Genomic DNA, 23,339 nt, shown 5'->3' with positions numbered 1-23,339 from the left:
AACCGCGAAACGCTCAGCGCGCGCGCAATCGCGCGACCGCCCGGTCGCGGCCGATCAGCGGGAGGAGCGCGGCCATGTCCGGCCCGTGATCGCGGCCGGTGAGCGCGCGGCGCAGCGGCAGGAACAGCGCCTTGCCCTTGCGCCCCGTCTCGGCCTTCAGCGCGTCGGTGAGCGCGTGCCACGGGTCCGCTGCCCAATCGAGCCCTGCGGCGACCGTGGCGGCGCGGGCGAGGAAATCGCCGTCCTCGGGCGCCGGGGGCGCGGCGACCGCGCCTTCGATCACCCCCCACCAATCGACCGCCTCGTCGATCCGGGTCAGATTGGGGCGGATCGCTTCCCAGGCGTCCGCGCCCATTCCCGCCGGCAGGCGTTCCGCGACCGCCGCGAACGGCAGCTGATGGATGATGCGCGCGTTGAGCTGTGCCAGCTCGCCTTCGTCGAAGCGCGCCGGCGCCCGGCCGAAACGCGCGAAATCGAACGCGGCGATCAGCGGCGCCATCTCCACGAAGGGCTCGACCGGGTCGCTCGTCCCCAGCCGCGCGAGCAGAGCCCGCACCGCCTGCGGCTCGATCCCCGCCTCACGCAGCGCCTCGACGCCGAGCGAGCCCAGCCGCTTGGAAAGCTTGCCCTCCGCGCCGGTCAGCAGCGCGGCATGGGCGAACACCGGCGGCGTGGCGCCCATCGCCTGAAACATCTGGATTTGCAGCGCGGTGTTCGAGACATGATCCTCGCCGCGCACGACATGGGTGATACCCAGCTCGACATCGTCGATCGCGGACGGGAGCATGTAGAGCCAGCTGCCATCGGCGCGGCGGATGACGGGATCGCTCATCGTCGCGGGCTCGAAATGCTGGGGGCCGCGGATCAGATCGTGCCATTCGACCGGCGCCGCGTGATCGAGCTTGAAGCGCCAATGCGGCTTCACCCCCTCTGCCTCCAGCTGGCCGCGCTCGGCATCGGTCAGCTTCAGCGCGGCGCGATCATACACCGGGGGCAGGCCGCGCCCCAATTGCACCTTGCGCTTCAGATCGAGCTCGGCTTGGGTTTCATAAGCCGGGTAGACGCGCCCCGCCGCGACCAGCGCGTCGAACCGCGCCTGATAGCGATCGAACCGCGCCGATTGCCGCGCCTCGTCATCCGGCGCGAGCCCCAGCCAGGCAAGATCGGCGCGGATGCCTTCCACGAACCGCTCCTCGCTGCGCGCGGCATCGGTATCGTCGATCCGCAGCAGGAACGCCCCGCCCTGCGCCCGCGCGAACAGCCAGTTGAACAGGGCGGTACGGATATTGCCGATATGGAGAGTGCCGGTGGGCGATGGGGCGAAGCGCGTGCGCACGGTCATGCGGAGCGCCTAGGCGCGGGACGCGGCACGGGCAATGCCTACTTGCGGGCGTGGGAAACGAGGGCTTAAGGCAGGGGATAGAGCAAGGGGCCTATTCATGAAACTGCTGACCGGCAACTCCAACCTGCCGCTGGCGCGCGACGTGGCGCGGTATCTCGAAATTCCGCTCACCGAGGCGAGCGTGCGCCGCTTCGCCGACGAGGAAGTGTTCGTCGAGATTCAGGAGAATGTGCGCGGCGAGGACGTGTTCGTCCTGCAATCGACGGGCTATCCCGCGAACGACAATCTGATGGAGCTGCTGATCTGCATCGATGCGCTGAAGCGCGCCTCGGCCAAGCGGATCACGGCGGTGGTCCCCTATTTCGGCTATGCCCGGCAGGACCGCAAACCCGGGCCGCGCACGCCGATTTCGGCCAAGCTCGTCGCCAATCTCATCACCGTCGCGGGCGCCGACCGGGTACTCTCGATCGATCTCCACGCCGGGCAGATCCAGGGGTTCTTCGATATCCCGACCGACAATCTCTATGCCGCGCCGGTGATGTCGGCCGATGTGCTGACGCGCTTTCCCGGGCGCAACCTGATGGTCGTCTCGCCCGATGTCGGCGGGGTGGTGCGTGCCCGTGCGCTCGCCAAACGGCTCGACAACGCCCCGCTCGCGATCGTCGACAAGCGCCGCGAGCGCGCGGGCGAATCGGAAGTGATGAACATCATCGGCGACGTGACCGGGCGCTTCTGCATCCTGATCGACGATATCGTCGATTCGGCGGGCACTTTGTGCAACGCCGCCGCCGCGCTGAAGGCAGCGGGGGCCGAGGAAGTCGTCGCCTATTGCACCCACGGCGTGCTTTCGGGCGGGGCGGTGGCGCGGGTGGAAGGATCGGCGCTCACCGAACTCGTGATCACCGATACGATCGGCAGCCCGCCGGCGGTGAGCGAGGCCAGGCGCATCCGCCATCTGACGATCGCACCGCTGCTGGGCGAAGCGATCCGCCGCATCGCGGATGAGACGAGCGTGTCGTCGCTGTTCGATTAGGGTCGTTCGGCGCCAGCCCGCTCCGCCACCCGACCCGCCCGGCAAGCGCTCAAGGCAGCAGCACCGTATCCGCCGCCACCGGCAGCGTTTCGGGGTAATCGAGCGTATAGTGCAGCCCCCGGCTCTCCTTGCGGGCGAGCGCGCAGCGGACGATCAGATCGGCGCATTGCAGCAGGTTGCGCAGCTCGATCAGATCGGGCGTGACGCGGAAATGGCCGTAATAATCGCCGATTTCCTCGCTCAGCAGCTTGATCCGGTGCGCCGCGCGCTCCAGCCGCTTGGTGGTGCGGACGATGCCGACATAGTTCCACATGAAGCGCCGGATCTCGGTCCAGTTCTGCTTGATGACGACTTCCTCGTCCGAATCGGTCACCCGGCTCTCGTCCCAGGGGCGGATCGGCGGTGGCGGGGGCAGATCGGCCCAATGCGCGGCGATGTGCTTGGCCGCCGCCTCGCCGAACACGAAACATTCGAGCAGCGAATTGGAGGCGAGGCGATTGGCGCCGTGCAGCCCGCTATCGCTGCACTCGCCCGCCGCGTAGAGCCCCGGCAGATCGGTGCGCCCGTCATGATCGACGATGATCCCGCCGCAGGTATAGTGCTGCGCGGGCACCACCGGGATCGGCTCACGCGTCATGTCGATGCCCAGGCCGAGCAGCTTTTCGTGGATCGTCGGGAAATGGCCGCGGACGAACTCGGCGCCCTTATGGCTGATGTCGAGATGGACGTAATCGAGGCCCAGCCGCTTGATCTCATGGTCGATCGCGCGCGCGACCACATCGCGCGGGGCGAGTTCGGCGCGGGGGTCGACATCGGGCATGAAGCGGTGGCCGGTGGTGGGCAGCTTCAGCCAGCCGCCCTCGCCGCGCACCGCCTCGGTGATCAGGAAGTTCTTGACGTCGAGATTGTAGAGGCAGGTCGGGTGGAACTGCATGAATTCCATGTTGGCGACGCGGCACCCGGCGCGCCACGCCATCGCGATCCCGTCCCCGGTCGCGCCGCGCGGAGCGGTCGAGAACAGATAGGTCCGCCCCGCGCCGCCGGTCGCGAGAATCGTCGCGCGCGCGGTGAACAGCTCGACGCGGCCCGTCTCGCGGTTGACGGCGTACACGCCCCACACATGCCCCGCGCCCGAATAGCGTTGCTCGTGCCGCCCGGTCGCGAGATCGATCGCGACGCGGTTGGGGACGAGAGTGATGTTGGGATGCGCCTCCGCCGCGCGCTGGAGCGCGACCTGCACCGCATAGCCGGTCGCGTCGTTCACATGGACGATGCGGCGGTGCGAATGCCCGCCCTCGCGCGTCAGGTGGAGCGTGTTGCCGTCCTGGTTGAACGGCACCCCCAATTCGACCAGCCGGGCGATCGCGCGCGGGGCGCTTTCGACGACGAACTCCACCGTGTCGCGGTGATTGAGCCCGGCGCCCGCGACCATCGTATCCTCGACATGGCTGTCGAACGTGTCGCCGGGTTCGAGCACCGCCGCGATCCCGCCCTGCGCCCAGGCGGTCGAGCCATCGTCGATCCGGCTCTTGGCGAGCACGGTGACCTTGAACCGATCCGCGAGGTTGAGCGCGGCGGTAAGGCCAGCCGCGCCCGAGCCGATGATCAGGATGTCGGCGGTGTGGGGGTCGTGCAAGCGAGGCTCCATCATCACCGCCCGGCAGAGCGCGAAGCGCGCCGCGCGTCAAGCGCGGGGCGTGGCTTCGGGTGATTGCCAGGGTGTCGCCGCCCGCATAGCTTGTGGCGATGGCGTTGTTGCTTTCCGCGATGCTGGCCGCCGCCGCGCCCCCGGTGGCGCTGCGGCGGCTCATCCACGACACGCGCGCCATCACCCGGCGCGACGGCGACGCCCTCTGGCCCGGCTTCGCGCGCATCCCGTTCCACATGATCCTGGTCGAGCGGCGCGGTGAGACGTTGTTCTGCCACGCGCCGCTCGCCGGCTTTCGCCCGCTGCGCCGGGATGCGGTGACCGGTTGTACGATGCAGCAACGCCCGCGCGCCAACCCGCTCGACATCTCCGCGGCATTTCCGGTGGCCGACGAGCCGGCGATGATCGTGGTCGGCGCGCCGGCCCGCCCTGGCAGCGAGCGGGCACGATGGGCGATCGAGGTCGCGCATGAAGCCTTTCACCAATATCAGGCGCGCCTGCCCGATTATGCCGCGAAGGTTCAGGCGTTGGGGCTGGCGGGCAGCAGCGGCGACGGCGCCTGGATGCTCGACTATCCTTTCCCTTACGCCCAACCGGCGGTGGAGGCGGCGTTCGCGGCGATGTGCGGGCGGGCTCTGGCCTTTTTGCAGGCACTCACGCCCGCCGCGCGCCGGCAGGCGATCGCCGCTTATGTCGCCGCCCGCCACCAAGCGCGGGCGGCGGTCTCCCCCGCCGACTGGCGTTATTATGAGTTTCAGATCGGCCAGGAAGGGGTCGCGCGGTGGACCGATGTGATGCTCGCCCAGGCGGCCGCGCGGCGCGACCCACGGTACAAGGGTGTCGCGCGTGACCGGCTGGAAGGCGTTGCGAGCAGTTTGAAGGCCGTGATGCGCCAGGGGTTGCGCGTGTGGAAGCGTGGCGCCTTCTATGAACTTGGCGCGGTGGAGGCGATGATGCTCGACAGCGGCGGACCCGGCTGGCGCGCCGCGTACCGCGACAAGCCCTTCGGCATCGGCGATCAGCTTGACGCGATGGTCAGCCCGCCGCCCGCGTAAGGCTGAGAAACACATCCTCCAGATCCGCCTCGCGCGTGCTCACATCGACGATCCCCAGCCCCGCCGCCTGCACCGCCGCGAGCACCTGCCCCGCGTTCACCCGGTCCTTCCGGTAAGTGATGTCGAGCTCGCGATCGCCCTTCAGTTCGATCTTCTCGAAGGCGGGGTCGCTTGGCGGCGTCGCCACGTCGCGGTCCACCGTCACCGCGACCATCTTCTCATGCGCCATGCCGACCAGCGCGCGCGTCGGTTCGTTGGCGATCAGCTTGCCGTGGTTGATGATGGCGATGCGCTCGCACAGCTCCTCGGCTTCTTCGAGATAGTGCGTCGTCAGCACCACCGTCACCCCGCCGCGGTTGAGCTCGCGGACATATTCCCAGAGTTGCTGGCGCAGCTGGATATCGACGCCCGCCGTCGGTTCGTCGAGCACCAGCACCGGCGGCGCGTGGACCATCGCCTTGGCGACCATCAGCCGCCGCTTCATGCCGCCGGAGAGCGTACGCGAATAGGCGCGCGCCTTGTCCTCCAGATGCACCGCGCGCAGCAGCTCCATCGAGCGGCGCTCGGCCTTGGGCACGCCGTAGAGCCCGGCCTGGATCTCCAGCGTCTCGAACGGGGTGAAGAAGGGATCGAAGATGATCTCCTGGTTGACGATCCCGATCGAGGCCTTGGCATTGCGGGGGTGGGCGTCGATGTCGAACCCCCAGATCGAGGCGCTGCCGCTGGTCTTGTTCACCAGCCCCGCCAGGATGTTGATCAGCGTCGATTTGCCCGCGCCGTTCGGCCCGAGCAGGCCATAGATCATGCCGCGCGGCACATCGAAGCTGACGTCGCTCAGCGCCTGTTTGCCGCCCGCATAGGTTTTGGACAAGCCCTGGATCGAAATCGCTGCATCGGCGGGAGCGTCGGTCATGCCCGCCGCTTAAGCCGCAAACGCGGTGCCGCCAATTATTTTTGTCCCGGCGGTGCCGGGGCGGGGCCATGCCCGATGAGCGCCGAAGGCCAGCCGACCCGGACCAGCAGGCCGTCCGGCCCGGCGATGCCGACTTCATAGAGCCCCCATTCGCGGTGGCGCAGCACGCCGCCGGGCCGAATGATCAGATCGTCGACCCGCGCCGCGATCGCCTCCACCTCGGGCGTGCGGATGAAGACGCCGAACGGATTATGGTCCGCCGGCACTCGCCATGGCCCGCTCCCCGCCTGGATCAGATGCACTTCGCATCCCCAGCCGGTCATGATGACATACTCGTGCGATCCGCCGGTGATGGCGAAGCCCATGCGCCGCCAGAACGGAAGCGCGTTTGGCAGATCATTGCTCGGGACGATCGCGAAGGCGCCGACGGATGGTGTGGCCGACATGGGAAGGCTTGCTCCTGCGTTGGCTTCGCGGTGAAGGGCGGCCCGTCTCGCGTCGATCCGGGCGGCGCCAAAGTCAACTTGCCTCGGTCGCGCCATCATTGCTATCGCCGCGCGCATGAGCCTTCCGCCGCCCCAGATCACGCGCGTCACCGCGTCCCGCGTCAGCTGCGACGGCGCGCATGACGGTATCCCGACCGCGCTCGGCCATCCGCGCGTCTATCTGCAGATCGACGAGCATGGCTATGTCGATTGCGGCTATTGCGACCGGCGCTTCATTCTGGTGGGCGGGCCGGCCGATCTGCCCGACGGCGCGGCCGGCACGGATATCGCCTCGGGCGCGAGCCGTTAAGGTGGCACGGCGCCAGGCTTTGGCGCTGGCGCTGCTCGTCACCTTGACCGCGGCGGCACCGCAAAGGAGAAGCCCCGTGCACCACGCAACCGGCACGTTCGAGGTCAGCATCACCCCCGAGGCTCAGGCGCCCGCCACCGAGGGCGCGTTGCCGACCAGCCGGATGGGGCTGGTGAAGCATTTCTCCGGCGGGCTGACCGGCACCGCGCATGGCACGATGCTCGCCGCCGGCGCGCCCAAGCCGGGGGCGGCCGCCGCCTATGTCGCGATCGACCAGTTCCAGGGCAGCGTCGATGGCAAGGCGGGCGGCTTCGTGCTGCTCCACCAGGGCACGATGACCAAGGCGGGGGGTGGCGATCTGACGATCACCGTCGCGCCCGATACCGGCACCGGCGCGCTCGCGGGCATCGCGGGCACGCTCGGCATCACGGTGGAAGGCGGCGTCCACCGTTATGATTTCGCCTATACGCTGCCCGAATAGACCGCGCGAGTTTACATCGCCGCCGCGCGCCCTACCTTGGTGGGATGACCGTTGATCCCCGCGCGTTCCTCTACGCCAGCCTCGACCCTCAAGAAGCCCAGCGCCTGACCGCCGCCGCGCTCGCCCGCGCCGACGACGGCGAGCTCTACCTGCAATATCGCAAGGCCGAGGCGTTCGGCTTCGACGATGGCCGGCTGAAGACCGCGAGCTATGATACGCACGCCGGTTTCGGCCTGCGCGCGGTGGCGGGCGAGACCACCGCCTTCGCCCATTCGAGCGAACTGACCCCCGCCGCGATCACCCGCGCCGCGCAGACGATGGCGCTGATCGACCCGAGCGCCGCCGCCAAGGCACCGCCGCCGGTCGGCACCAACCGCCATCTCTATACCGGCAGCGATCCGCTCGATCTGATGCCGTTCGCCGACAAGGTGGCGCTGTGCCAGACGATCGACGCCGCCGCGCGCGCGCGCGATCCGCGCGTGGCGCAGGTGTCGGTGTCGCTGTCGGGATCGTGGAGCGTGGTCGAGATCGTGCGCGCCGATGGGTTCGTCGCGACCGATGTGCGGCCGCTGGTGCGCCTGAACGTCTCGATCGTGGCCGAGCAGAACGGCCGGCGCGAGACCGGCAGCTTCGGCATTGGCGGCCGCTATCTCTATGATCGCATCACCAGCCCCGAGGTGTGGAGCCGCGCGATCGACGAGGCGCTGGCCCAGGCGCTGGTCAATCTGGAGTCGGTCGCCGCGCCCGCCGGCGAGATGACCGTGCTGCTCGGCCCCGGCTGGCCGGGCATCCTGCTCCACGAAGCGATCGGCCACGGGCTGGAGGGCGACTTCAACCGCAAGGGCACCAGCGCCTTTTCGGGGCGGATCGGCGAGCGCGTCGCGGCACCCGGGGTGACGGTGATCGACGATGGTTCGCTGCTCGATCGGCGCGGCTCGCTCTCGATCGATGACGAGGGCACGCCCACCCAGGAAAATATCCTGATCGAGGACGGTATCCTCGCCGGCTATATGCAGGACCGGCTCAACGCCCGGCTGATGGGGGTGGCGCCCACCGGCAATGGCCGGCGCGAGAGCTTCGCCCATGCGCCGATGCCGCGCATGACCAACACGTTCATGCGCGCCGGCAATGATGATCCGGCCGAGTTGCTCGCCCGCGTGAAGAACGGCATCTTCGCCAAGAGCTTCGGCGGCGGGCAGGTCGATATCGTGTCGGGCAAGTTCGTGTTTTCCTGCACCGAGGCCTATCGGGTGGAGAATGGCCGGCTCGGCGCCCCGATCAAGGGCGCGACGCTGATCGGCGACGGCCCGAGCGTGCTCACCCGCGTCGCCGGCATCGGCCACGACTTCGCGCTCGACGAGGGCGTCGGCATGTGCGGCAAGGGGGGGCAGAGCGTGCCGGCGGGCGTGGGCCAGCCGACCTTGCTGGTCGAAGGACTCACGGTGGGCGGGACGGCGGTGTAAGGGGTTTGGGCTTGGTTCAGCTTCGCTGAAAAAAACCCTAAAAGCCGCTGATCAGTATGTCGAGCGCGGCTTTGATCATAAAATCGTAGTCGCGGAGCATCATTTCCGTCGGGCCGATTTGGCGAGCGGGCACGGTGGCGGCAAGATGAACGGCGATCAAATATTGCCGGCCGTCGATCGTCACGATCGGATTGAGCCGATCGACCTTGCTTGGCGCCTCATCGATCGGAACGAGCGGCGCGACAAGGCGAGTCGGCAGATAATCGACCAAATCGGATTGCAGTACGACCACGAATTCGCCGCTACGCAGCTTCACGGCATCGAATTGCGCCATGGTCCTTCAAAACATCCGATATTTTTCAAGCGGCAAACCGTTTTTGTCGATCCAGTCGTTCCAAGCCTCCATAGCGTGGCGATTCTCGGCGCGCCAACGCTCCTTAAGAACCTGCTTGGTCGCTTGCTGTATTGCCGCCTCGCACACCTGGCTAAGGTTCAGCTCGACGTCCCGCGCCGCCTGGACGATGCCGGTGTCGAGCGATAGGTTGACCGCCTTGCGCTTGCCCGAGGCGATGGTTTCTTGTTTCATGCGCATATGATATGCGCATGATCATTGCGCGTCAATGATGGGGACAGGGAATGGCCGAATTCTTCCCCACCCTTACCGACGACCACATCGCCTTCATCGCGCGCCAGCCGATGTTCTTCGTCGCGACAGCGGCGGCGGAGCTGCACGCAAGGGGGATGACGTGATGCGCGTGCCAACGACTCTGTCGGTAGTCGCGCTATGACCCTGGTCGAGCTGGGGCGCTATTCCCGCAACGAGGCGCATATCATCGTCGGCGCGCTCGAGGCGGCGGGCATTCCGGCGGTCGCGTTCGATGGCGGCGCGTCGCTCGCCGATGGCAGCCAGTTCCTGATTCCGGTGCGGGTGATGGTCGATGACGAGGATCTCGCCGAGGCCCGCGCGCTGATCGGCCCTGCCTAAATTTCGGGCAGTTGTTCGCGGGTGCACAAAAACCAAGCGGCGAATGCAACGATCAATCGCCACGACCCCATGAATTAAAGCTTCGTTACCTCTGGCACGCCTTTTGCGATGCAACATTGCAGGGGGTCCGCCAATGAAGCTCATCATCGCGATCATCAAACCGTTCAAGCTCGACGAGGTGCGCGAGGCGCTCAACACGCTGGGCGTGACCGGGATGACGGTAAGCGAGGTGCGCGGCTTCGGCCGGCAAAAGGGGCAGACCGAAATCTATCGCGGCGCCGAATATGAAACCTCGATGGTGCCCAAGGTGCAGCTGGAGATCGCCTGCGCCGACGATCTCGCGCCGCGCGTCGTCGAGACGATCCAGGCCGCGGCGCAGACCGGGCAGATCGGCGACGGCAAGATTTTCACCATGACCATCGATTCCGCCGTGCGCATCCGCACCGGCGAACAAGACGATCACGCGCTGTGACCAGAAGGGGGGAGACCGTGCGCATCCTGACTTATTCGTTCGCCGCCGGGCTCGCCGCGCTGGCGCTTGCCGATCCGGCGCTCGCCGCGCCCGCGCTGGTGAAGGCGCCCAGCGCCGAACAGGCGGCGGCGATGATCAACAAGGGCGACACCGCCTGGATGCTCGTCTCCTCGGCGTTGGTGCTGCTGATGTCGGTGCCGGGTCTCGCGCTCTTCTACGGCGGGCTGGTGCGCACCAAGAACATGCTCAGCGTGCTGATGCAGGTGTTCATGATCGTCAGCATCGCCGCGCTCGTGTGGGTATGCTGGGGCTATTCGCTCGCCTTCACCGGCGGCTCGCCCTATATCGGCGGCTTCGGCAAGGCATTCCTGATCGGGGTGACGGCGGCGAGCCCGGCGGCGACCTTCTCGAACAATGTCTATATCCCCGAACTCGCTTATTGCGCGTTCCAGATGACCTTCGCGTGCATCACCCCGGCGCTGATCGTGGGGGCGTTCGCCGAGCGGGTGAAGTTCACGCCGCTGATGCTGTTCGTCGTCGCTTGGCTGACGCTGGTCTATTTCCCGATCGCCCACATGGTCTGGTACTGGGCGGGACCGGACTTCCTGCCCGACGCGCCGACCGATGGCGGCTATCTGTTCAACCTGGGCGCGCTCGATTTCGCGGGCGGCACGGTGGTTCACATCAATGCCGGGATCGCCGGGTTGGTCGGCTGCCTCGTCATCGGCCCGCGGCGCGGCTTCCTGAAGGACGCGATGCCGCCGCATTCGCTGACGATGACGATGATCGGCGCCTCGCTGCTGTGGGTCGGCTGGTTCGGCTTCAACGCGGGCTCGAACCTGGAGGCGAACGGGGTGACCGCGGTCGCCTTCATGAACACCTTCGTCGCGACGGCGGCGGCGGCGGTGAGCTGGGCGCTGTGCGACCAGGTGATGCACGGCAAGCCCTCGCTGCTCGGCGCGGTGACCGGTGCGGTGGCGGGCCTCGTCGCGATCACCCCGGCGAGCGGCTATGCCGCGCCGATGACCTCGCTGGTGCTGGGGCTGATCGTCTCGCCGATCTGTTTCATCTTCGTCAGCCGGGTGAAGAACGCGCTGAAATATGATGACTCGCTCGACGTGTTCGGCGTTCACTGCGTCGGCGGGATCGTCGGCGCGCTGGCGACGGCGGTGTGCGCCGATCCCAAGCTCGGCGGGCAGGGCTATTTCGATTACACGAAGTTCCCCGCCGTCGCGGTGACGCCCGAAGGCTATTCGATCGCCGAGCAACTGGTGAAGCAGGCGACGGCGGTCGGGATCACCCTCGTCTGGTCGGGCCTGATCTCGGCGGTGCTGTTCTTCGCGCTCAAGGCGACGCTGGGCCTGCGCCCGAGCGCCGATGTCGAAGCCGAGGGGCTCGACATCAACGAGCATGGCGAGCGCGCGTACAACTACTGATTTTGCAGAGGCTTGCCCTCTGACACGGTGTTCCTCCTGCGGAGCTACTAGGCCGGTACAGCGATGTACCGGCCTATTTTTGTGGCATCGGCATCGCGCCGCGACAACTTGCACCAGCCATGTCATTATGATCTGCTCGTTCCGCTTTCGCACCGAAAGCTGTGGGAGGATCGTGATGAAGCTGATTCGCACCGCACTCGCCGCCGCGCTGCTCGCCGGCACTGGTTTCGCCGCCCCCGCGCTTGCCCAGCAGGCATCGGCGCCCCGCAATTATGAACTCGGTCCGGTGGTCGAAATCCGCACCGTGAAGGTCGAGCCCGGCCAGTTGAACAATTACATGGCGCTGCTCAACGGCGTCTGGCGCAAGCAGCAGGAGGAGCGCAAGAAAGCTGGCGAAGTGCTCGATTACGGCATCTATCAGCCGATGGCGGGCAATGACGGCGACGGCAATCTGCAGCTGGTCGTCGTGTACAAGAACGCGGCGGCGATGGACACCTCGCTCGATATTCTCGACAAGCGGCTGAACGCGCTGGCGGGCGGCCCCGAGGCGCAGGCGCGCGGGATCGTCGAGCGCAACAAGCTGCGCACCTTTGTCGGCACCACGCTGCTGCGCGAACTGCGCTTCACCCAGCCGCCGCAATAAGCCGGCGACGGCGCGGCCGGCGGCGTGGGTCGCGGGTCGCGCCAGTTCGCCTTAGGCTTGAGGGTCGGGCGCCATCGCCACCGCCAGCGCCTCGAACTCGGCGGGGGCGAACACGGCGATCCCGTGCGCGCGGAGCAGCGCGGTGGTGACGCCCATCCCCTTGTGCCGCGTCCCCGAAAAGCTGCCGTCATAAACGAAGCCCGAGCCGCAGGACGGGCTGCCATCGGTCAGCAGGGCGAGGCGGCAGCCTTCGCGACGCGCGAGATCGAGCGCGGCCTCGGCGCCGGCGCGATAGGCGGCGGTCACGTCGCGTCCGTCGGGCTCGATGATAGCCGCCCGTCCGTCGAGCACCGCCACGCCATCCGCGCCGTTCGTGATCTCGGCGGGCGGGCGCGGTGTCGGCAGGCCGGCGGCGACTTCCGGGCAAAAGCCGATCGCCCGCCCTTGCGCGACCCAATCGGCGAGCCGCGCGCTATCGAACGCACGGTGGCCGCCATCATAGCGCACCGGCCGCCCGAGCAGGCACGCGCTCACCAGCAGCCGGGGCGGTGCGCTCAAGCCGCCAGGTCCGCCGCGACGAATTCGGCGGCGCGCTCGCCGATCATGATCGACGGTGCGTTGGTGTTGCCGGAGATGAGCTTGGGCATGATCGAGGCGTCGGCGACATACAGCCCGTCCACCCCGCGCACCCGCAGCCTCGGATCGCATACCGCCGCATCGTCCGACCCCATCCGCGCGGTGCCGACCGGGTGGTAGATGGTGTCCGACCGGGCGCGGATCAGCGCTTCGATCGCGGCGTCGTCGTCCAGGTTCACGGGATGACGGTCGCGGCCCCGATAATCGCTCATCGGCGGGGTTTCGAGGATGCGGTACATCGCCCGCACCCCCTTCTTCATCAGCGCGAGATCGCGCGGGTCGCTCAGGAATCGCGGGTCGATCAGCGGCATCGCGCGCGGATCGGCGCTCGCGAGCGTCACCCGGCCCTTGCTCTCCGGGCGCAGCACGCAGACATGCCCCGAATAGCCGTGCGCGCGCACTTTCACCCGGCCGTGATCCTCGAGCGCGGCGATCACGAAATGCAGCTGGACATCGGGGCAGGGCGCGTCCGGCTCCAGCTTCAGAAAGGCGCCGCTTTCGGCATAGGGCGTCGTCATCACCCCTTCGCGCCGGCGGAACCATTGGACCATCGCCTTCAGCGCGTTGAGCGAACCGGCGAGGTTGGTGCCCAGGAAGCGCGGATCGTCGCATTCATAGGCGGCGACATAATCGAGATGATCCTGCAGATTTTCGCCCACCGCCGCGCGATCGACCCGCACCGCGATGCCATGCTCGGCGAGATGCGCGGCGGGGCCGATGCCGGAGAGCATCAGCAGCTGCGGCGTGCCGAACACCCCCGCGCTCAGCACCACCGCGCGCGCGCGCAGCTCGGTCCGCTTGCCGCCGCGCAGATAGCTGACGCCCACCGCGCGGCCGCCGTCGAACAACAATCGCTCGGCGGTGACGCCGGTGATCACGCGCAGCTTGTCGTCACCCTGCTTGGGATCGAGATAGGCGCGCGCCGCGCTCCAGCGCTCGCCGCCCTTCTGCGTTACCTGGTAGAGGCCGATGCCCTCCTGACGCTCGCCGTTGAAATCATCGTTGCGCGGGATCTGGAGCGAGGCGCCCGCCTCCACGAAAGCGATCGAGCCCGGGTTGGGATGGCGCTGGTCGCTCACCCATAGCGGCCCCGCCCCGCCATGATAATCGTCGCCGCCGCGTTCGTTATGCTCGGCGCGTTTGAAATAGGGGAGGACCTCGGCATAGGACCAGCCGGGGCAGCCCATTGCTTCCCAATTATCATAGTCCCAGGCGTTGCCGCGAATGTAGATCATCGCGTTGATCGCCGAGGAGCCGCCCAGCCCACGCCCGCGCGGCTGGAAGCCCCGCCGCCCGTTGAGCCCGGCCTGGGGGACCGTCTCGTACCGCCAGTTGGTCGCCCCGGTCTGCATCGCCAGCGCGCCGGGCATCCGGGTGCGCCAGCCCTGATTCTTGCCCCCCGCCTCGAGCAGGCAGACCTTATAGCCGCGCTCGACTAGCCGGCCGGCGACCGCGCTCCCGCCCGAGCCGCCGCCGATGACGATGATGTCGGCCTGTTCCACGCTAACTCTCCCTGTTCTTGGCCCTCGGCCCGGGTCTCCGCCCAGCGTTGTTTGATCATTTCGGATGTCTCGCGGCTGCCGTCATGGCTCCAGCCCGGCGGCATCAGCAGATAGCCGAGCTTGTTGCGCAAGCCGGGTGCCGCCCACATGTCCCGCGCGATCCCCACCCATTCGTGGAACGCCGCCCAGAGCAGGTTGAAGCTGCCGAGCTGCTTGACGATGCCGTAGCGGATCGCCTCGTCATCACGCTCGGGCTCGAAGGTGCCGAACAGCCGGTCCCAGACGATGAACACGCCGGCATAATTCTTGTCGAGATAGCGCGGGTTGGTCGCGTGGTGGACGCGGTGGTGGCTGGGGGTGTTCATCACCCCCTCGAACCAGGCGGGCATCCGCCCCACCGCCTCGGTATGGATCCAGAATTGATAGACGAGGTTCAGCCCCGCCACGAAGAACACCATCGCCGGCGGAAAGCCGATCAGGAACAGTGGCAGGCGGAAGATGAAGCCCGCGCTGAAGAACCCGGTCCAGGTCTGCCGCAGCGCCGTCGACAGGTTATAGTGCTGCGAGCTGTGGTGGATGACATGGCTCGCCCAGAACCAGCGCACCCGGTGCGCCGAGCGGTGGAAGACATAATAAGCCAGATCGTCGAGCACGAAGGCGACGGCGAACCAGTACCAGGCATAGCCGATGTCGAAGAGGCGATACTGGTGCACCCACATCGCCATGCCGAACACCAGCCCACCCGAAAGCAGGCCCGCGACCGTGCTCCCCAGCCCGAGCGCGAGCGAGGTGAGCGTGTCGCGCGGTTCATAGCGCCGCCGGTCACGCGCGCGCCACACCAGCATCTCCGCCAGGATCAGCAGGACGAAGCCGGGAATCGCGTAATCGACCGGATTGGGCAGTTCCATATAGCCTTACTTACACGGCTGTCAGCGTCGCACCAAGACGGTGCCGAACCGCGCGTCGCCGGTTTCGACGCGCGTTCCTTCCGCCGTTTGGCGCAGCTGGTCCGGCGTCACGCGGCGACCGGCGGGGTGGACGCCGTGGCGCTTGAGGATGACGAAGCTGCCATCGGTTCCTTCGACCAGCGCCGATGCGCCGTCGCTGGAGAGCGTCGCGCGCGCGGCGCGGAACCCCGCGAAGCTCGCCTCGGCCTCGGCGCGGGCCTGGTCCTCGCTCGCGATCCAGCCGCCGGCGCCAAACCCCAGCCAGCGCGCGAGCCCGGCGAGCACCAGGATCGCGATCAGCGAGCCGACCAGTTTCAGGATCATGGCTGCAGCGACTGGAGCAGGCCGTAAACCGGCGACAGATCATAGCCCGCCTGCGCGGCCGTCTGGGCGAGCGCTTGCGGATCGTCGCCCCGCGCGGCGCGGGTGAGCGCCCAGAGGAACGTGCTGCGCGTGCCCGATCGGCAGAAGGCGAGCACCGGCTCGCCGCGATCGAGCACCACGCCCAGCGCTTCGATCTGCGCGTGCGAGAAGCCCGCGTGCGTTACCGGAATCTCGACGAAATCGAGCCCCGCCGCCTCTGCCGCCGCGCGGAGATCGGCATTGGCCGGCTGGCCCCATTCCTCGCCATCGGGGCGGTTGCAGACGATGGTCTTCACGCCCTGCGCGGCGATGGCGGGAATGTCGGATGCGTCGATCTGCGGCGCGACGGCGAAGTCGGGGGTGAGCGGGTACATGCGGGGAGGCTAGCGGGTGTGGCGAGGCAAACAAGCCCCTCCCCCTTGGGGGAGGGGTGGGGGTGGGGGCTTCAGGAGCCCAGCGTTGCTCCCGGATCATCCCCGCCCCAACCCCTCCCCTGAAGGGGAGGGGCTTAGAGAGGGGTCAAACCCCCTCCCGGATCACCGCCAGGAAGGCATCGCCATAAGCCTCCATTTTCCGCGCCCCGATGCCGCTGATCTGCGCGAGCGCGGCGCGGTTCTGGGGCTTCAGCGCGGCCATTTCGCGCAGCACCGAATCGTGGAAGATCACATAGGGCGGCACCCCCGCCTCCTGCGCCAGCGCGCGCCGCTTGGCGCGCAGGGCGTCGAACAGCGGATCGTCCGGCATTGCCTCGGCGCGGCGGCGTTCGCGGCGCTTGGGCGGGGGCGGGGCGACGATCGCCACCGCCTCCTCGCCGCGCAGCACCGCGCGCGCGCTGCCAGCGAGCTGGAGCGCGCCATGCTCGTTGCTGGTGAGCACCCCGCGCGCCTGCAAAGCGCGGGCGAGCGGGCGCAGCAGTTTCGCCTCCTCGCCCTCGACGATGCCGAACACCGACAGGCCGTCATGCCCCAGCTTCTCGATCCGCTCGTCGCGCGCGCCGGTGAGCACCTTCTCCAGATGGCCGACGCCGAAGCTCTGCCCGGTGCGGTACACCGCGCTCAGCAATTTGCGGGCGAGTTCGGTCGCGTCGAGCACCGCCGGGCGGGCGAGGCAATTGTCGCAATTGCCGCAAAACGCTTCCGGCTGCTCGCCGAAATGCTTGAGCAGCACCGCGCGGCGGCACCCCGGCGTCTCGACCAGATTTTGCATCGCCTGAAGCTGGGCGCGCACCGTCTTTTGCCGATCGGGCTCGGCCTCGCTCACCCGGCGCCACCCTTGCGCGAAATCCTCGGCGCCCCAGAAGAGATGCGCGACGCTCGGGTCGCCGTCGCGGCCCGCGCGGCCTGTTTCCTGGTAATAGGCCTCGATCGATTTGGGGAGCGCGGCGTGCGCGACGAAGCGGACATCGGGCTTGTCGATGCCCATGCCGAAGGCAATCGTCGCGCAGATCACCATATCCTCGCTCGCGACGAAATCGGCCTGGGCGCGGGCGCGGATCGCGGGATCGAGCCCGGCGTGATAGGCGCGCGTCGGCCGCCCGGTGCGCACCAGTTGCTCGGCGAGCCGCTCGGTCGCGGCGCGGGTGGGGGCATAGACGATGCCCGGACCCGGGTTCGCGCGCACCAGCTCGGCCAGCTGGCGCCCGATCGTCTCGCGCGGCGAAATCGCGTAGCGGATATTGGGTCGATCGAACCCCGCGACGATCAACCCCGCGCGCGGGATGCCGAGCTGCTCCAGGATATCGGCGCGGGTATGCGCGTCGGCGGTGGCGGTGAGCGCGAGGCGCGGCACTTCGGGAAAGCGATCGAGCAGCGGTTTCAGCAGCCGGTAATCGGGGCGGAAATCATGCCCCCATTCGCTGACGCAGTGCGCCTCGTCGATCGCGAACAAGGCGAGCGGCGCCTGCCCCAGCAGCGCGCGAAACCCCTCGTTCGAGGCGCGTTCGGGCGCGACATAAAGCAGATCGAGCGCCCCCGAGCGGAAGCGCGCCACCGTCTCGGCCTGGTTGGTATCGACCGAGGTGAGCGTCGCCGCCTTGAGGCCAATCGCCTCCGCGGAGCGCAGCTGATCGTGCATCAAGGCGATCAGCGGCGAGACGACGACGCACGTTCCCGGCAGCGCCACCGCCGGCAGCTGATAGCAGAGCGACTTGCCCGCCCCCGTCGGCATCACCGCGAGCGTGCCCTCGCCGCCGAGCACCCGGTCGATCACTTGGCGCTGAACGCCCCGAAAATCGGGAAAGCCAAACGTCTGGCGCAGAATGGCGAGCGGGTCGGTCACCCGCGCTCGCCTAGAGCGCATGGGCGGCAATTGGAACCCGGGCGCGCCTAGCGATCGATCACCGCCGAGCGCGATCGTTCCGGCGCGAAACCACTAGCGCCGCTTGGCATCGGCGGGGTAGCTGATCGCGACGTGGGAGGAGAGAGCCCGATGAAGCGCCGCCTGATGCTGGCCTGCCTGCCGCTGCTGATCGGGGCCACGCCCGATCCGGTGTTCGTCGTGCGCGGCGACGGGGTGGTGCCCGTGCGGCTCGGCGGGGCGCAGGGCAAGCTATTGTTGAGCCCCTGGGCGCCCGCCGCGCCGACGCTCAACCCCGGCTTTCGCGAGCGCAGCGGCCTCCATGCTGGGCTGTTCGGGTTCAGCGTGAAGGTTGGTCCGGTGAAGGTGCGCGGCGATACCTCGGTCGCGCGGCTCGATTTCGAGGGGCTGAGCTATCGCCGCCGCGTGGTGTGGTTCGAGCGCGATTATGCCCAGGGCGCCGACGCCGCGATCGGACCCGGTGGTATCCCCGCCCGGATCGTCCGCTTCGATCTGCGCCCGGCGCGCGGCGGCGAGCGGGTGACGACGCTGCCGCTGGTGCAGCAGGCGTTTCGCCCCAGCTATGCCCGGGTGATGCTCGGCAAGCGGCCGCTGATCCTGCTGTTCGATCCGCAGCACCCGCGCTCGCTCGCGACCGCCGGCGCGGGCGCCGCGCTCGCCGAATTCCTGGGCGGGACGTTGCAAGGCGCGCCCATCCCGGCCCATGTTGCGTTTGGCATCAACCGGCCGGCGCGTGTGTTGCGATTCGCCCGGCCGCTGGTGTTTGGCGGGATACAACTCGACGAGGTGCTGGTGCGGATTTCGGACAATGGCTCGGTCGCCGGCATCCAGGACGCGGACGCCGATCCCGAGGAAGTGGTGGTGAGCGCCAAGCGAGAGGGCGAGCGGCGCGACGTGGTGATCATCGGCCGCGATGTGCTCGATCGCTGCGCCGCGATCACCTTCGACAAGCCCGCCAAGCAAATTCGCCTCGCTTGCGTGTGAAGCCGCTCTGGCCGGTCCTCGCGCTGCTTGCCACGCCAGCCGGCGCGCAGTCGCCCGAGAGCGCACGGTCGCTGATCGTGCCGATGACGCTCGCCGAGCGCCCCGTGCGCGTGCGGATCGACCCCGCCGCCACCGCCCAGCTCACCTGCAACCCCAATCTCGTCAAGAAGCTGGGCCTCGCGACCGAGCCCGGGCAGATCGACTTTGGCGGGGTGGTGAAGACCGTGCTCCAGGCGTGGGCGCCGGTGCGCGGCGGCACGCGCGACGGGTGGCAATGGATCGTGTTCGCCGATCGCGACGGGCGGGACGGCGCCGAGTGCGAGATCGGCCCCGATGCCTTCGCCGATCGCGTGCTCGATTTCCCGCTGCGCCCCGCCGAGCCCGGCGAGCGCGAGGTCGCGCTGCCCTGGACGCCGGGCAAGGACCCGCGCCTGGCCGACTATAGCTTCGGGGCGCTGCCGCTCGGCGGCGAGATGCTGCGCGTGCGCTTCGATCCGCGCGCGGCGGAAAGCTTCGCGACCGCCGCCGCCGCGCGCATCATCGCCGCGAGCAATGGCGGGGAAATGAGCGGCGCACGGCGCGACGTGATGATCGCTTATGGCGTCACCCGCCCGGTGCGCGAGCTGCGCCTGGCGACCCCGCTTTCGATCGGGCCGCTCGCGATCGATCATCTGCCGGTGCGGGTGCAGGATTGGGGGAGCACGGTGCGCATCCCCGAAGCGGGCAAGGCCGCCGAGCCCGATGACGATGGCGGCGGCGAAGTGCAGGTGACCGCGCGCACCAAGCCGCGCCGGCTCTATTTCCTGCGGATCGGCCGCGATTGGCTCGATCGCTGCTCGCGGCTCACCTATGACGGGCCGCGCGGCGAGATCCGGCTCAGCTGTCGCTGACGGGCGGGGCTAGCGGCGCCTCGTCGGCTGGTCGCTCCGCGGCCTTGGCCCGCGCATGGGCCTTGCGCTTGCGCAGATTGTCGCGCAACGCCTGGGCGAGCCGCTGGGCGCGTTCCTGGTCCATCGCGCACGCCTAGGCGCGCCACGCGCTGCTTGACAAGGGGGGCGGGTGCGGACATAGGCGCGCTCTCCGCGGACCCGTCCGTATGCTGCCGTAGCTCAGTGGTAGAGCGCATCCTTGGTAAGGCTGAGGTCGCGAGTTCAATCCTCGCCGGCAGCACCATTTTCCTTTTAAGACAACGCGTCATGTTTCCGCTGCCCGGCACATCTGCGGCCTGGGCCGTGAGCAGCCCCGCCGGTCACGGGTAGGAACAGCAAGTCCTGACCGCTGTTTGCATTTCCGCGGCGACGTCCACGACATTTTTTAAGCGCATCAACCGCGGGTCCGAGGGTAAATCCTTCGCGGCTGTCGGCATGGATCGGAATCGGCGGACCTGTCCGCGATAAGATAAGGTCCGCTCTCCACTGCGCCGATGGATAGGGTGGAAATCGCGCTGCCGCACGGCCGCGCGGCGCCTTGCACCACTAGGTCAAATGCCGTTTCGGCCCGCAGGGTGACCCCGGGGGGTCACCCTGCGGCAAAGTCACAACGCGCCTTGTTCGGGGAACAGCGTCCGGGTCGGGTTCATCGCGTCGGTGTCGACCAGCCTTTGCTGCACGCGACCATTGACCAGCTCGACGATATAGACCGAACCCGCCTTGCGCGCGCGCAGCACCAGCTGCCCCAGGCGCGGATCGATCGTCACCCGTACGTCGCGGTCGAGCCCGGTATTCGCCCAGGCGGTGACCAGCCAACGATCGGCACCACGCATCTTGCGGGCAAGCACCCGCGCGGTGTGATATTTGGAATCGGGGTTCCAGGGATCGTTGACCTTGGTTTCGCCCGCCACGTCGAACTCCATCGCCGGGGTGGTGATGTCCCACGAATGGAAGGCGTGGTTGCCGTCTCCGGGCAGCAGGTCGCCGTTGCGCAGGAACGGCTCCAGATAAGTGAACAGCGCGTGGACCTTGGCGGTGTTGATCAGCCCGCGCACCTGGGTGGGGACCTGTGCGCCGACGACGCCGTTGGTCCGCATCGCCTGGAACGGCGCGCCGTCGCAGGTGAAATAGCCGACCACCGCGCCGGCGGCGCCCGACGTGTAGATCGCCTTCATCGCGCCGATGAACATGTCATCGTCGGAGATGCCGCCCGAATCGCCGCCGTCCCAGCCCTGGCTTACCCAGGGCAGGATAAGGCTCTGGCCAAGCGTGCGGATGCCCCCGGCATTGCGGAGCAACAGCGTCAACCCATCATAGGGAATGCCCTGCTGGCCGTGCAGGCCCGACCAGCCGCTGTTGTGGAAGCTGTAATACATTTCGGGGGAGGCATAGTCCGAGACCTGCGGCCGGCCGTTGCCGTCGATATATTCTTCCCACAGGAAGTTGTACCACGGCCAGCCGGCCCAGCGGCCGCGTTCGGTGCCAAAGCCCTCCCCATACCAGCTATAGGTGCGCGGCTGGCCGAGCTGGAGCGAGGCATAGGCGGTTTCCTTAATGATCCGTTCCTGCCGCGCCTTGTTGCGCGCCAGGAATTTCCACCAATCGCCTTCCCGGGTGGGATCGAGCCCCGCCGCTCGCAGCGCCTGCGTCACCTTGGGGTCGCGCCCCCATTTATCCCACGGCCAGCGGTCGATCGTGAGCCACAGCCCCGATTCACCGTTGTTGATCACCAGGTCGGTCTTCTGCCCGGTGCGCTCCTCGACCTGTCGCATCGCCTTACCCATGTAAGCGCCGATCTGGCGGAAGGCGGCATCGGGCGCGATCGGGCTGACGATCGGGTTGCCGCCTTCCAGGATGATCTGACCATTGGCATCATGCAGATAGGTATCTGCCGGCAGCACCGGATAGCCGGCGTTATGCCCATCATAATTGTTATAGATGCCGTAGAAACTCGCCTGGCTGAAGACGAGCGGATATTTGCCGGGATTGTTCTTCACCTCGGCGAAGACCAGATCCTCGCCATAGTTGGTGCCCTCATTGAACTGGGCGCCGAAGCCCCAGTTGCGCACAAGTTCGCGGGTGACGGAGCTCGAGACGGCGCAGCTCGACATGCTGAGCGGCACCATCGTGTTGCCCGCGCGCATCGCCGGCCGGTTGAAGCTCAGCACATGATCGAGCGGGGTCGAGGCGCTGCCGATTACCGTCGGATTGGCCGCCACCCGCACCACCACCGTGTCCGAGGTGAGCACCTTGCCGTTCGCGTTGTTGACGGCGAGGCGCAGCTTATAAGTGCCGGGCTTGTCCGCCATCACCGGGGTCGAGGGGTTGTTGGTGGCCAGAAACACCACCTTCGCGGGGCCGCTCAGCTGGGTCCATTGCGCGGTGCCCCCGCGCACGCTGCCTAACAGCGTCACTCGGGTATTGGGCAGCTTAACCGTCAAATCCGGCCCGGCATTGGCCGCGAAGGCCGGCGCCGGCTTGGACGTCGCCTGGCCGGTGACGATGCTGACCGTGCTGGCGAGCGTGGTCAGCACACTCGATCCGCCTCCGCTCGCCGCCAGCACCACGCCGCCGGCCAACAGGGCAGTCGCCGAACCGGTCGCGATCAGTCGCGATTTACCCCGTGCTAAGCTTACCATGTCATGCTTCTCCCTGCTGTTGTCGGCTCGGGTTAAGCAAAGTTTGTTAACCGGGGACGCAGGGGCATCGCTTGAACGGCGTTAACCTGTCCCATCACGCCGAGCGTCAGCGGGATGGACTCCGGGACACCTGCGGACGGTGGGCGGCTGGGGTATGGTCGTGCCGCTGGTCGGGAAAACAGGTGATAACCCTTTTCCCCGCGCCCCCGCCCAGAGTGGTCCCCGCCGCCGCTTGTGCCGGCTGGGGGGATTGGTTAGACCCGTAACATCGGGGATAAAACGCATCAGCCATGCTGCGGGAGCGATGACGGGCAGCGGGGACGGGGTTTCGGGACGGTGCCGACCATAAAGCCTGTCATCTAGCGTGCCAGCGCTCACCGGGTCGGTAACGGGTGCGTCGTGCCACCCCAGCTAAATTGAGGATCGATGCCGCACGTTATGATTCGCCGAGCCTTCGCCTTTACTCACGCGGCGCTGTTCCTGGCCCTTGCAGCGGCCCCGGGTCGAGCGCAAAGCTATGCCGATCCGGCCGGCTCCGGGCCGATCGTTGGCGCGGTCAATTGGCTGCAGGGCACGCTGCTCGGCACGGTCGCGACCGTGGTCGCGGTGATCGCGGTCGCCTCGGTCGGGTTCCTGATGCTCACCGGGCGGCTCAACTGGCGCTATGGCGCGACGGTGATCCTGGGCTGCTTCATCCTGTTCGGCGCGGCGAGCATCGTCGGCGGCATCCAATCGACCGCCGCGCTCGGCAATTGAG

The 23,339-nt window shown here is 68.0% G+C and carries 26 protein-coding genes and 1 tRNA gene; 13 read left to right on the top strand and 14 right to left on the bottom strand.

Annotated features, from left to right (window positions below; all coding sequences use genetic code 11):
* Positions 1-13: 13 nt before the first annotated feature.
* Positions 14-1,342, bottom strand: coding sequence for a glutamate--tRNA ligase (gltX, locus tag K2X73_RS05230; protein ID WP_294109067.1), 1,329 nt, complete (start codon positions 1,340-1,342; stop codon positions 14-16).
* 97 nt (positions 1,343-1,439) lie between these two features.
* On the opposite strand from gltX, the gene K2X73_RS05225 reads away from it, so the two are divergent.
* Positions 1,440-2,375, top strand: coding sequence for a ribose-phosphate pyrophosphokinase (locus tag K2X73_RS05225; RefSeq protein ID WP_294109066.1), 936 nt, complete (start codon positions 1,440-1,442; stop codon positions 2,373-2,375).
* Positions 2,376-2,424: 49 nt separating this feature from the next.
* On the opposite strand, the gene nadB is transcribed toward K2X73_RS05225, so the two are convergent.
* Positions 2,425-4,023 (bottom strand): L-aspartate oxidase, encoded by a 1,599-nt coding sequence (gene nadB / locus K2X73_RS05220; RefSeq protein WP_294109302.1) that lies wholly within the window; start codon positions 4,021-4,023, stop codon positions 2,425-2,427.
* Between the two features lie 98 nt (positions 4,024-4,121).
* On the opposite strand from nadB, the gene K2X73_RS05215 reads away from it, so the two are divergent.
* On the top strand, positions 4,122-5,078 hold the full coding sequence (locus K2X73_RS05215; protein ID WP_294109065.1) for a hypothetical protein: 957 nt from the start codon (positions 4,122-4,124) through the stop codon (positions 5,076-5,078).
* Here the strand turns inward: K2X73_RS05215 and K2X73_RS05210 are convergent.
* Together K2X73_RS05210 and K2X73_RS05205 are read right to left on the bottom strand one after the other, a co-directional pair.
* Complete coding sequence (locus K2X73_RS05210) at positions 5,059-5,991, bottom strand: ABC transporter ATP-binding protein (RefSeq protein ID WP_294109064.1); 933 nt, start codon at positions 5,989-5,991, stop codon at positions 5,059-5,061. The genes K2X73_RS05215 and K2X73_RS05210 overlap by 20 nt on opposite strands.
* A 35-nt stretch (positions 5,992-6,026) precedes the next feature.
* The gene (locus tag K2X73_RS05205) at positions 6,027-6,437 is read right to left on the bottom strand and encodes a glyoxalase (protein ID WP_294109063.1); all 411 of its coding nucleotides are present in this window, start codon (positions 6,435-6,437) and stop codon (positions 6,027-6,029) included.
* Between the two features lie 115 nt (positions 6,438-6,552).
* Between K2X73_RS05205 and K2X73_RS05200 the strand changes: the two genes are divergently transcribed.
* The 3 genes from K2X73_RS05200 (at position 6,553) to tldD (ending at position 8,730) form a co-directional block, all read left to right on the top strand.
* Entirely contained in the window at positions 6,553-6,786 is a 234-nt protein-coding gene (locus K2X73_RS05200) for a zinc-finger domain-containing protein (protein WP_294109061.1), read from the top strand.
* A 76-nt stretch (positions 6,787-6,862) separates the two neighbouring features.
* Positions 6,863-7,267, top strand: a complete 405-nt coding sequence (locus K2X73_RS05195) for a DUF3224 domain-containing protein (protein WP_294109060.1) — start codon at positions 6,863-6,865, stop codon at positions 7,265-7,267.
* Between the two features lie 44 nt (positions 7,268-7,311).
* Positions 7,312-8,730, top strand: coding sequence for a metalloprotease TldD (gene tldD / locus K2X73_RS05190; protein ID WP_294109059.1), 1,419 nt, complete (start codon positions 7,312-7,314; stop codon positions 8,728-8,730).
* 37 nt (positions 8,731-8,767) lie between these two features.
* On the opposite strand, the gene K2X73_RS05185 is transcribed toward tldD, so the two are convergent.
* Both K2X73_RS05185 and K2X73_RS05180 read right to left on the bottom strand, forming a co-directional pair.
* A complete protein-coding gene (locus K2X73_RS05185) occupies positions 8,768-9,064 on the bottom strand; it encodes a CcdB family protein (RefSeq protein WP_294109058.1) in 297 nt (98 codons plus the stop codon).
* 6 nt (positions 9,065-9,070) lie between these two features.
* Entirely contained in the window at positions 9,071-9,316 is a 246-nt protein-coding gene (locus K2X73_RS05180) for a type II toxin-antitoxin system CcdA family antitoxin (RefSeq protein ID WP_294109057.1), read from the bottom strand.
* 198 nt (positions 9,317-9,514) lie between these two features.
* Between K2X73_RS05180 and K2X73_RS05170 the strand changes: the two genes are divergently transcribed.
* From K2X73_RS05170 to K2X73_RS05155, 4 genes are all read left to right on the top strand, one after another.
* Complete coding sequence (locus K2X73_RS05170) at positions 9,515-9,715, top strand: DUF2007 domain-containing protein (RefSeq protein ID WP_294109056.1); 201 nt, start codon at positions 9,515-9,517, stop codon at positions 9,713-9,715.
* A gap of 133 nt (positions 9,716-9,848) precedes the next feature.
* The gene (locus K2X73_RS05165; protein WP_294109055.1) at positions 9,849-10,187 is read left to right on the top strand and encodes a P-II family nitrogen regulator; all 339 of its coding nucleotides are present in this window, start codon (positions 9,849-9,851) and stop codon (positions 10,185-10,187) included.
* Between the two features lie 59 nt (positions 10,188-10,246).
* Positions 10,247-11,623 carry an ammonium transporter gene (locus K2X73_RS05160; RefSeq protein ID WP_294109301.1) on the top strand — a complete coding sequence of 459 codons (1,377 nt, stop codon included), beginning with the start codon at positions 10,247-10,249 and terminating at the stop codon, positions 11,621-11,623.
* Between the two features lie 175 nt (positions 11,624-11,798).
* Positions 11,799-12,266, top strand: coding sequence for a hypothetical protein (locus K2X73_RS05155; protein ID WP_294109054.1), 468 nt, complete (start codon positions 11,799-11,801; stop codon positions 12,264-12,266).
* A gap of 51 nt (positions 12,267-12,317) precedes the next feature.
* Here the strand turns inward: K2X73_RS05155 and K2X73_RS05150 are convergent, their stop codons facing one another.
* The 6 genes from K2X73_RS05150 to recQ form a co-directional block, all read right to left on the bottom strand.
* Positions 12,318-12,824, bottom strand: a complete 507-nt coding sequence (locus K2X73_RS05150) for a DUF523 domain-containing protein (protein ID WP_294109053.1) — start codon at positions 12,822-12,824, stop codon at positions 12,318-12,320.
* On the bottom strand, positions 12,821-14,404 hold the full coding sequence (locus tag K2X73_RS05145) for a GMC family oxidoreductase N-terminal domain-containing protein (protein WP_294109051.1): 1,584 nt from the start codon (positions 14,402-14,404) through the stop codon (positions 12,821-12,823). Before K2X73_RS05145 ends, K2X73_RS05150 begins: the two co-directional genes overlap by 4 nt.
* A complete protein-coding gene (locus K2X73_RS05140) occupies positions 14,338-15,312 on the bottom strand; it encodes a sterol desaturase family protein (RefSeq protein ID WP_294109050.1) in 975 nt (324 codons plus the stop codon). Before K2X73_RS05140 ends, K2X73_RS05145 begins: the two co-directional genes overlap by 67 nt.
* Before the next feature lie 21 nt (positions 15,313-15,333).
* Positions 15,334-15,675: a hypothetical protein gene (locus tag K2X73_RS05135; protein WP_294109049.1), complete on the bottom strand. Its 342-nt coding sequence runs from the start codon at positions 15,673-15,675 to the stop codon at positions 15,334-15,336.
* A complete protein-coding gene (locus K2X73_RS05130; protein WP_294109048.1) occupies positions 15,672-16,088 on the bottom strand; it encodes a TIGR01244 family sulfur transferase in 417 nt (138 codons plus the stop codon). The genes K2X73_RS05135 and K2X73_RS05130 overlap by 4 nt, the downstream gene beginning before the upstream one ends.
* A gap of 145 nt (positions 16,089-16,233) precedes the next feature.
* The gene (gene recQ / locus K2X73_RS05125) at positions 16,234-17,991 is read right to left on the bottom strand and encodes a DNA helicase RecQ (protein WP_294109047.1); all 1,758 of its coding nucleotides are present in this window, start codon (positions 17,989-17,991) and stop codon (positions 16,234-16,236) included.
* 150 nt (positions 17,992-18,141) lie between these two features.
* Between recQ and K2X73_RS05120 the strand changes: the two genes are divergently transcribed.
* The gene (locus K2X73_RS05120; RefSeq protein ID WP_294109046.1) at positions 18,142-19,014 is read left to right on the top strand and encodes a hypothetical protein; all 873 of its coding nucleotides are present in this window, start codon (positions 18,142-18,144) and stop codon (positions 19,012-19,014) included.
* Positions 19,011-19,904, top strand: a complete 894-nt coding sequence (locus tag K2X73_RS05115; protein ID WP_294109045.1) for a hypothetical protein — start codon at positions 19,011-19,013, stop codon at positions 19,902-19,904. Before K2X73_RS05120 ends, K2X73_RS05115 begins: the two co-directional genes overlap by 4 nt.
* Here K2X73_RS05115 and K2X73_RS05110 read toward each other — a convergent pair.
* A complete protein-coding gene (locus tag K2X73_RS05110; protein ID WP_294109044.1) occupies positions 19,891-20,028 on the bottom strand; it encodes a hypothetical protein in 138 nt (45 codons plus the stop codon). The genes K2X73_RS05115 and K2X73_RS05110 overlap by 14 nt on opposite strands.
* A gap of 84 nt (positions 20,029-20,112) precedes the next feature.
* On the opposite strand from K2X73_RS05110, the gene K2X73_RS05105 reads away from it, so the two are divergent.
* A tRNA-Thr gene (locus tag K2X73_RS05105) sits at positions 20,113-20,187 on the top strand.
* 361 nt (positions 20,188-20,548) lie between these two features.
* On the opposite strand, the gene K2X73_RS05100 is transcribed toward K2X73_RS05105, so the two are convergent.
* Positions 20,549-22,582, bottom strand: coding sequence for a hypothetical protein (locus K2X73_RS05100; RefSeq protein WP_294109043.1), 2,034 nt, complete (start codon positions 22,580-22,582; stop codon positions 20,549-20,551).
* Between the two features lie 438 nt (positions 22,583-23,020).
* Between K2X73_RS05100 and K2X73_RS05095 the strand changes: the two genes are divergently transcribed.
* Entirely contained in the window at positions 23,021-23,338 is a 318-nt protein-coding gene (locus K2X73_RS05095) for a TrbC/VirB2 family protein (protein ID WP_294109042.1), read from the top strand.
* The last annotated feature ends 1 nt before the right edge of the window (position 23,339 follow it).

Origin of the sequence: Sphingomonas sp., from assembly GCF_019746665.1 — a bacterium.
Taxonomy (GTDB): Bacteria; Pseudomonadota; Alphaproteobacteria; order Sphingomonadales; family Sphingomonadaceae; genus Sphingomonas.
The sequence above is the reverse complement of the archived record's forward strand: the minus strand, read 5'-3'. Positions and strand labels throughout refer to the sequence as shown.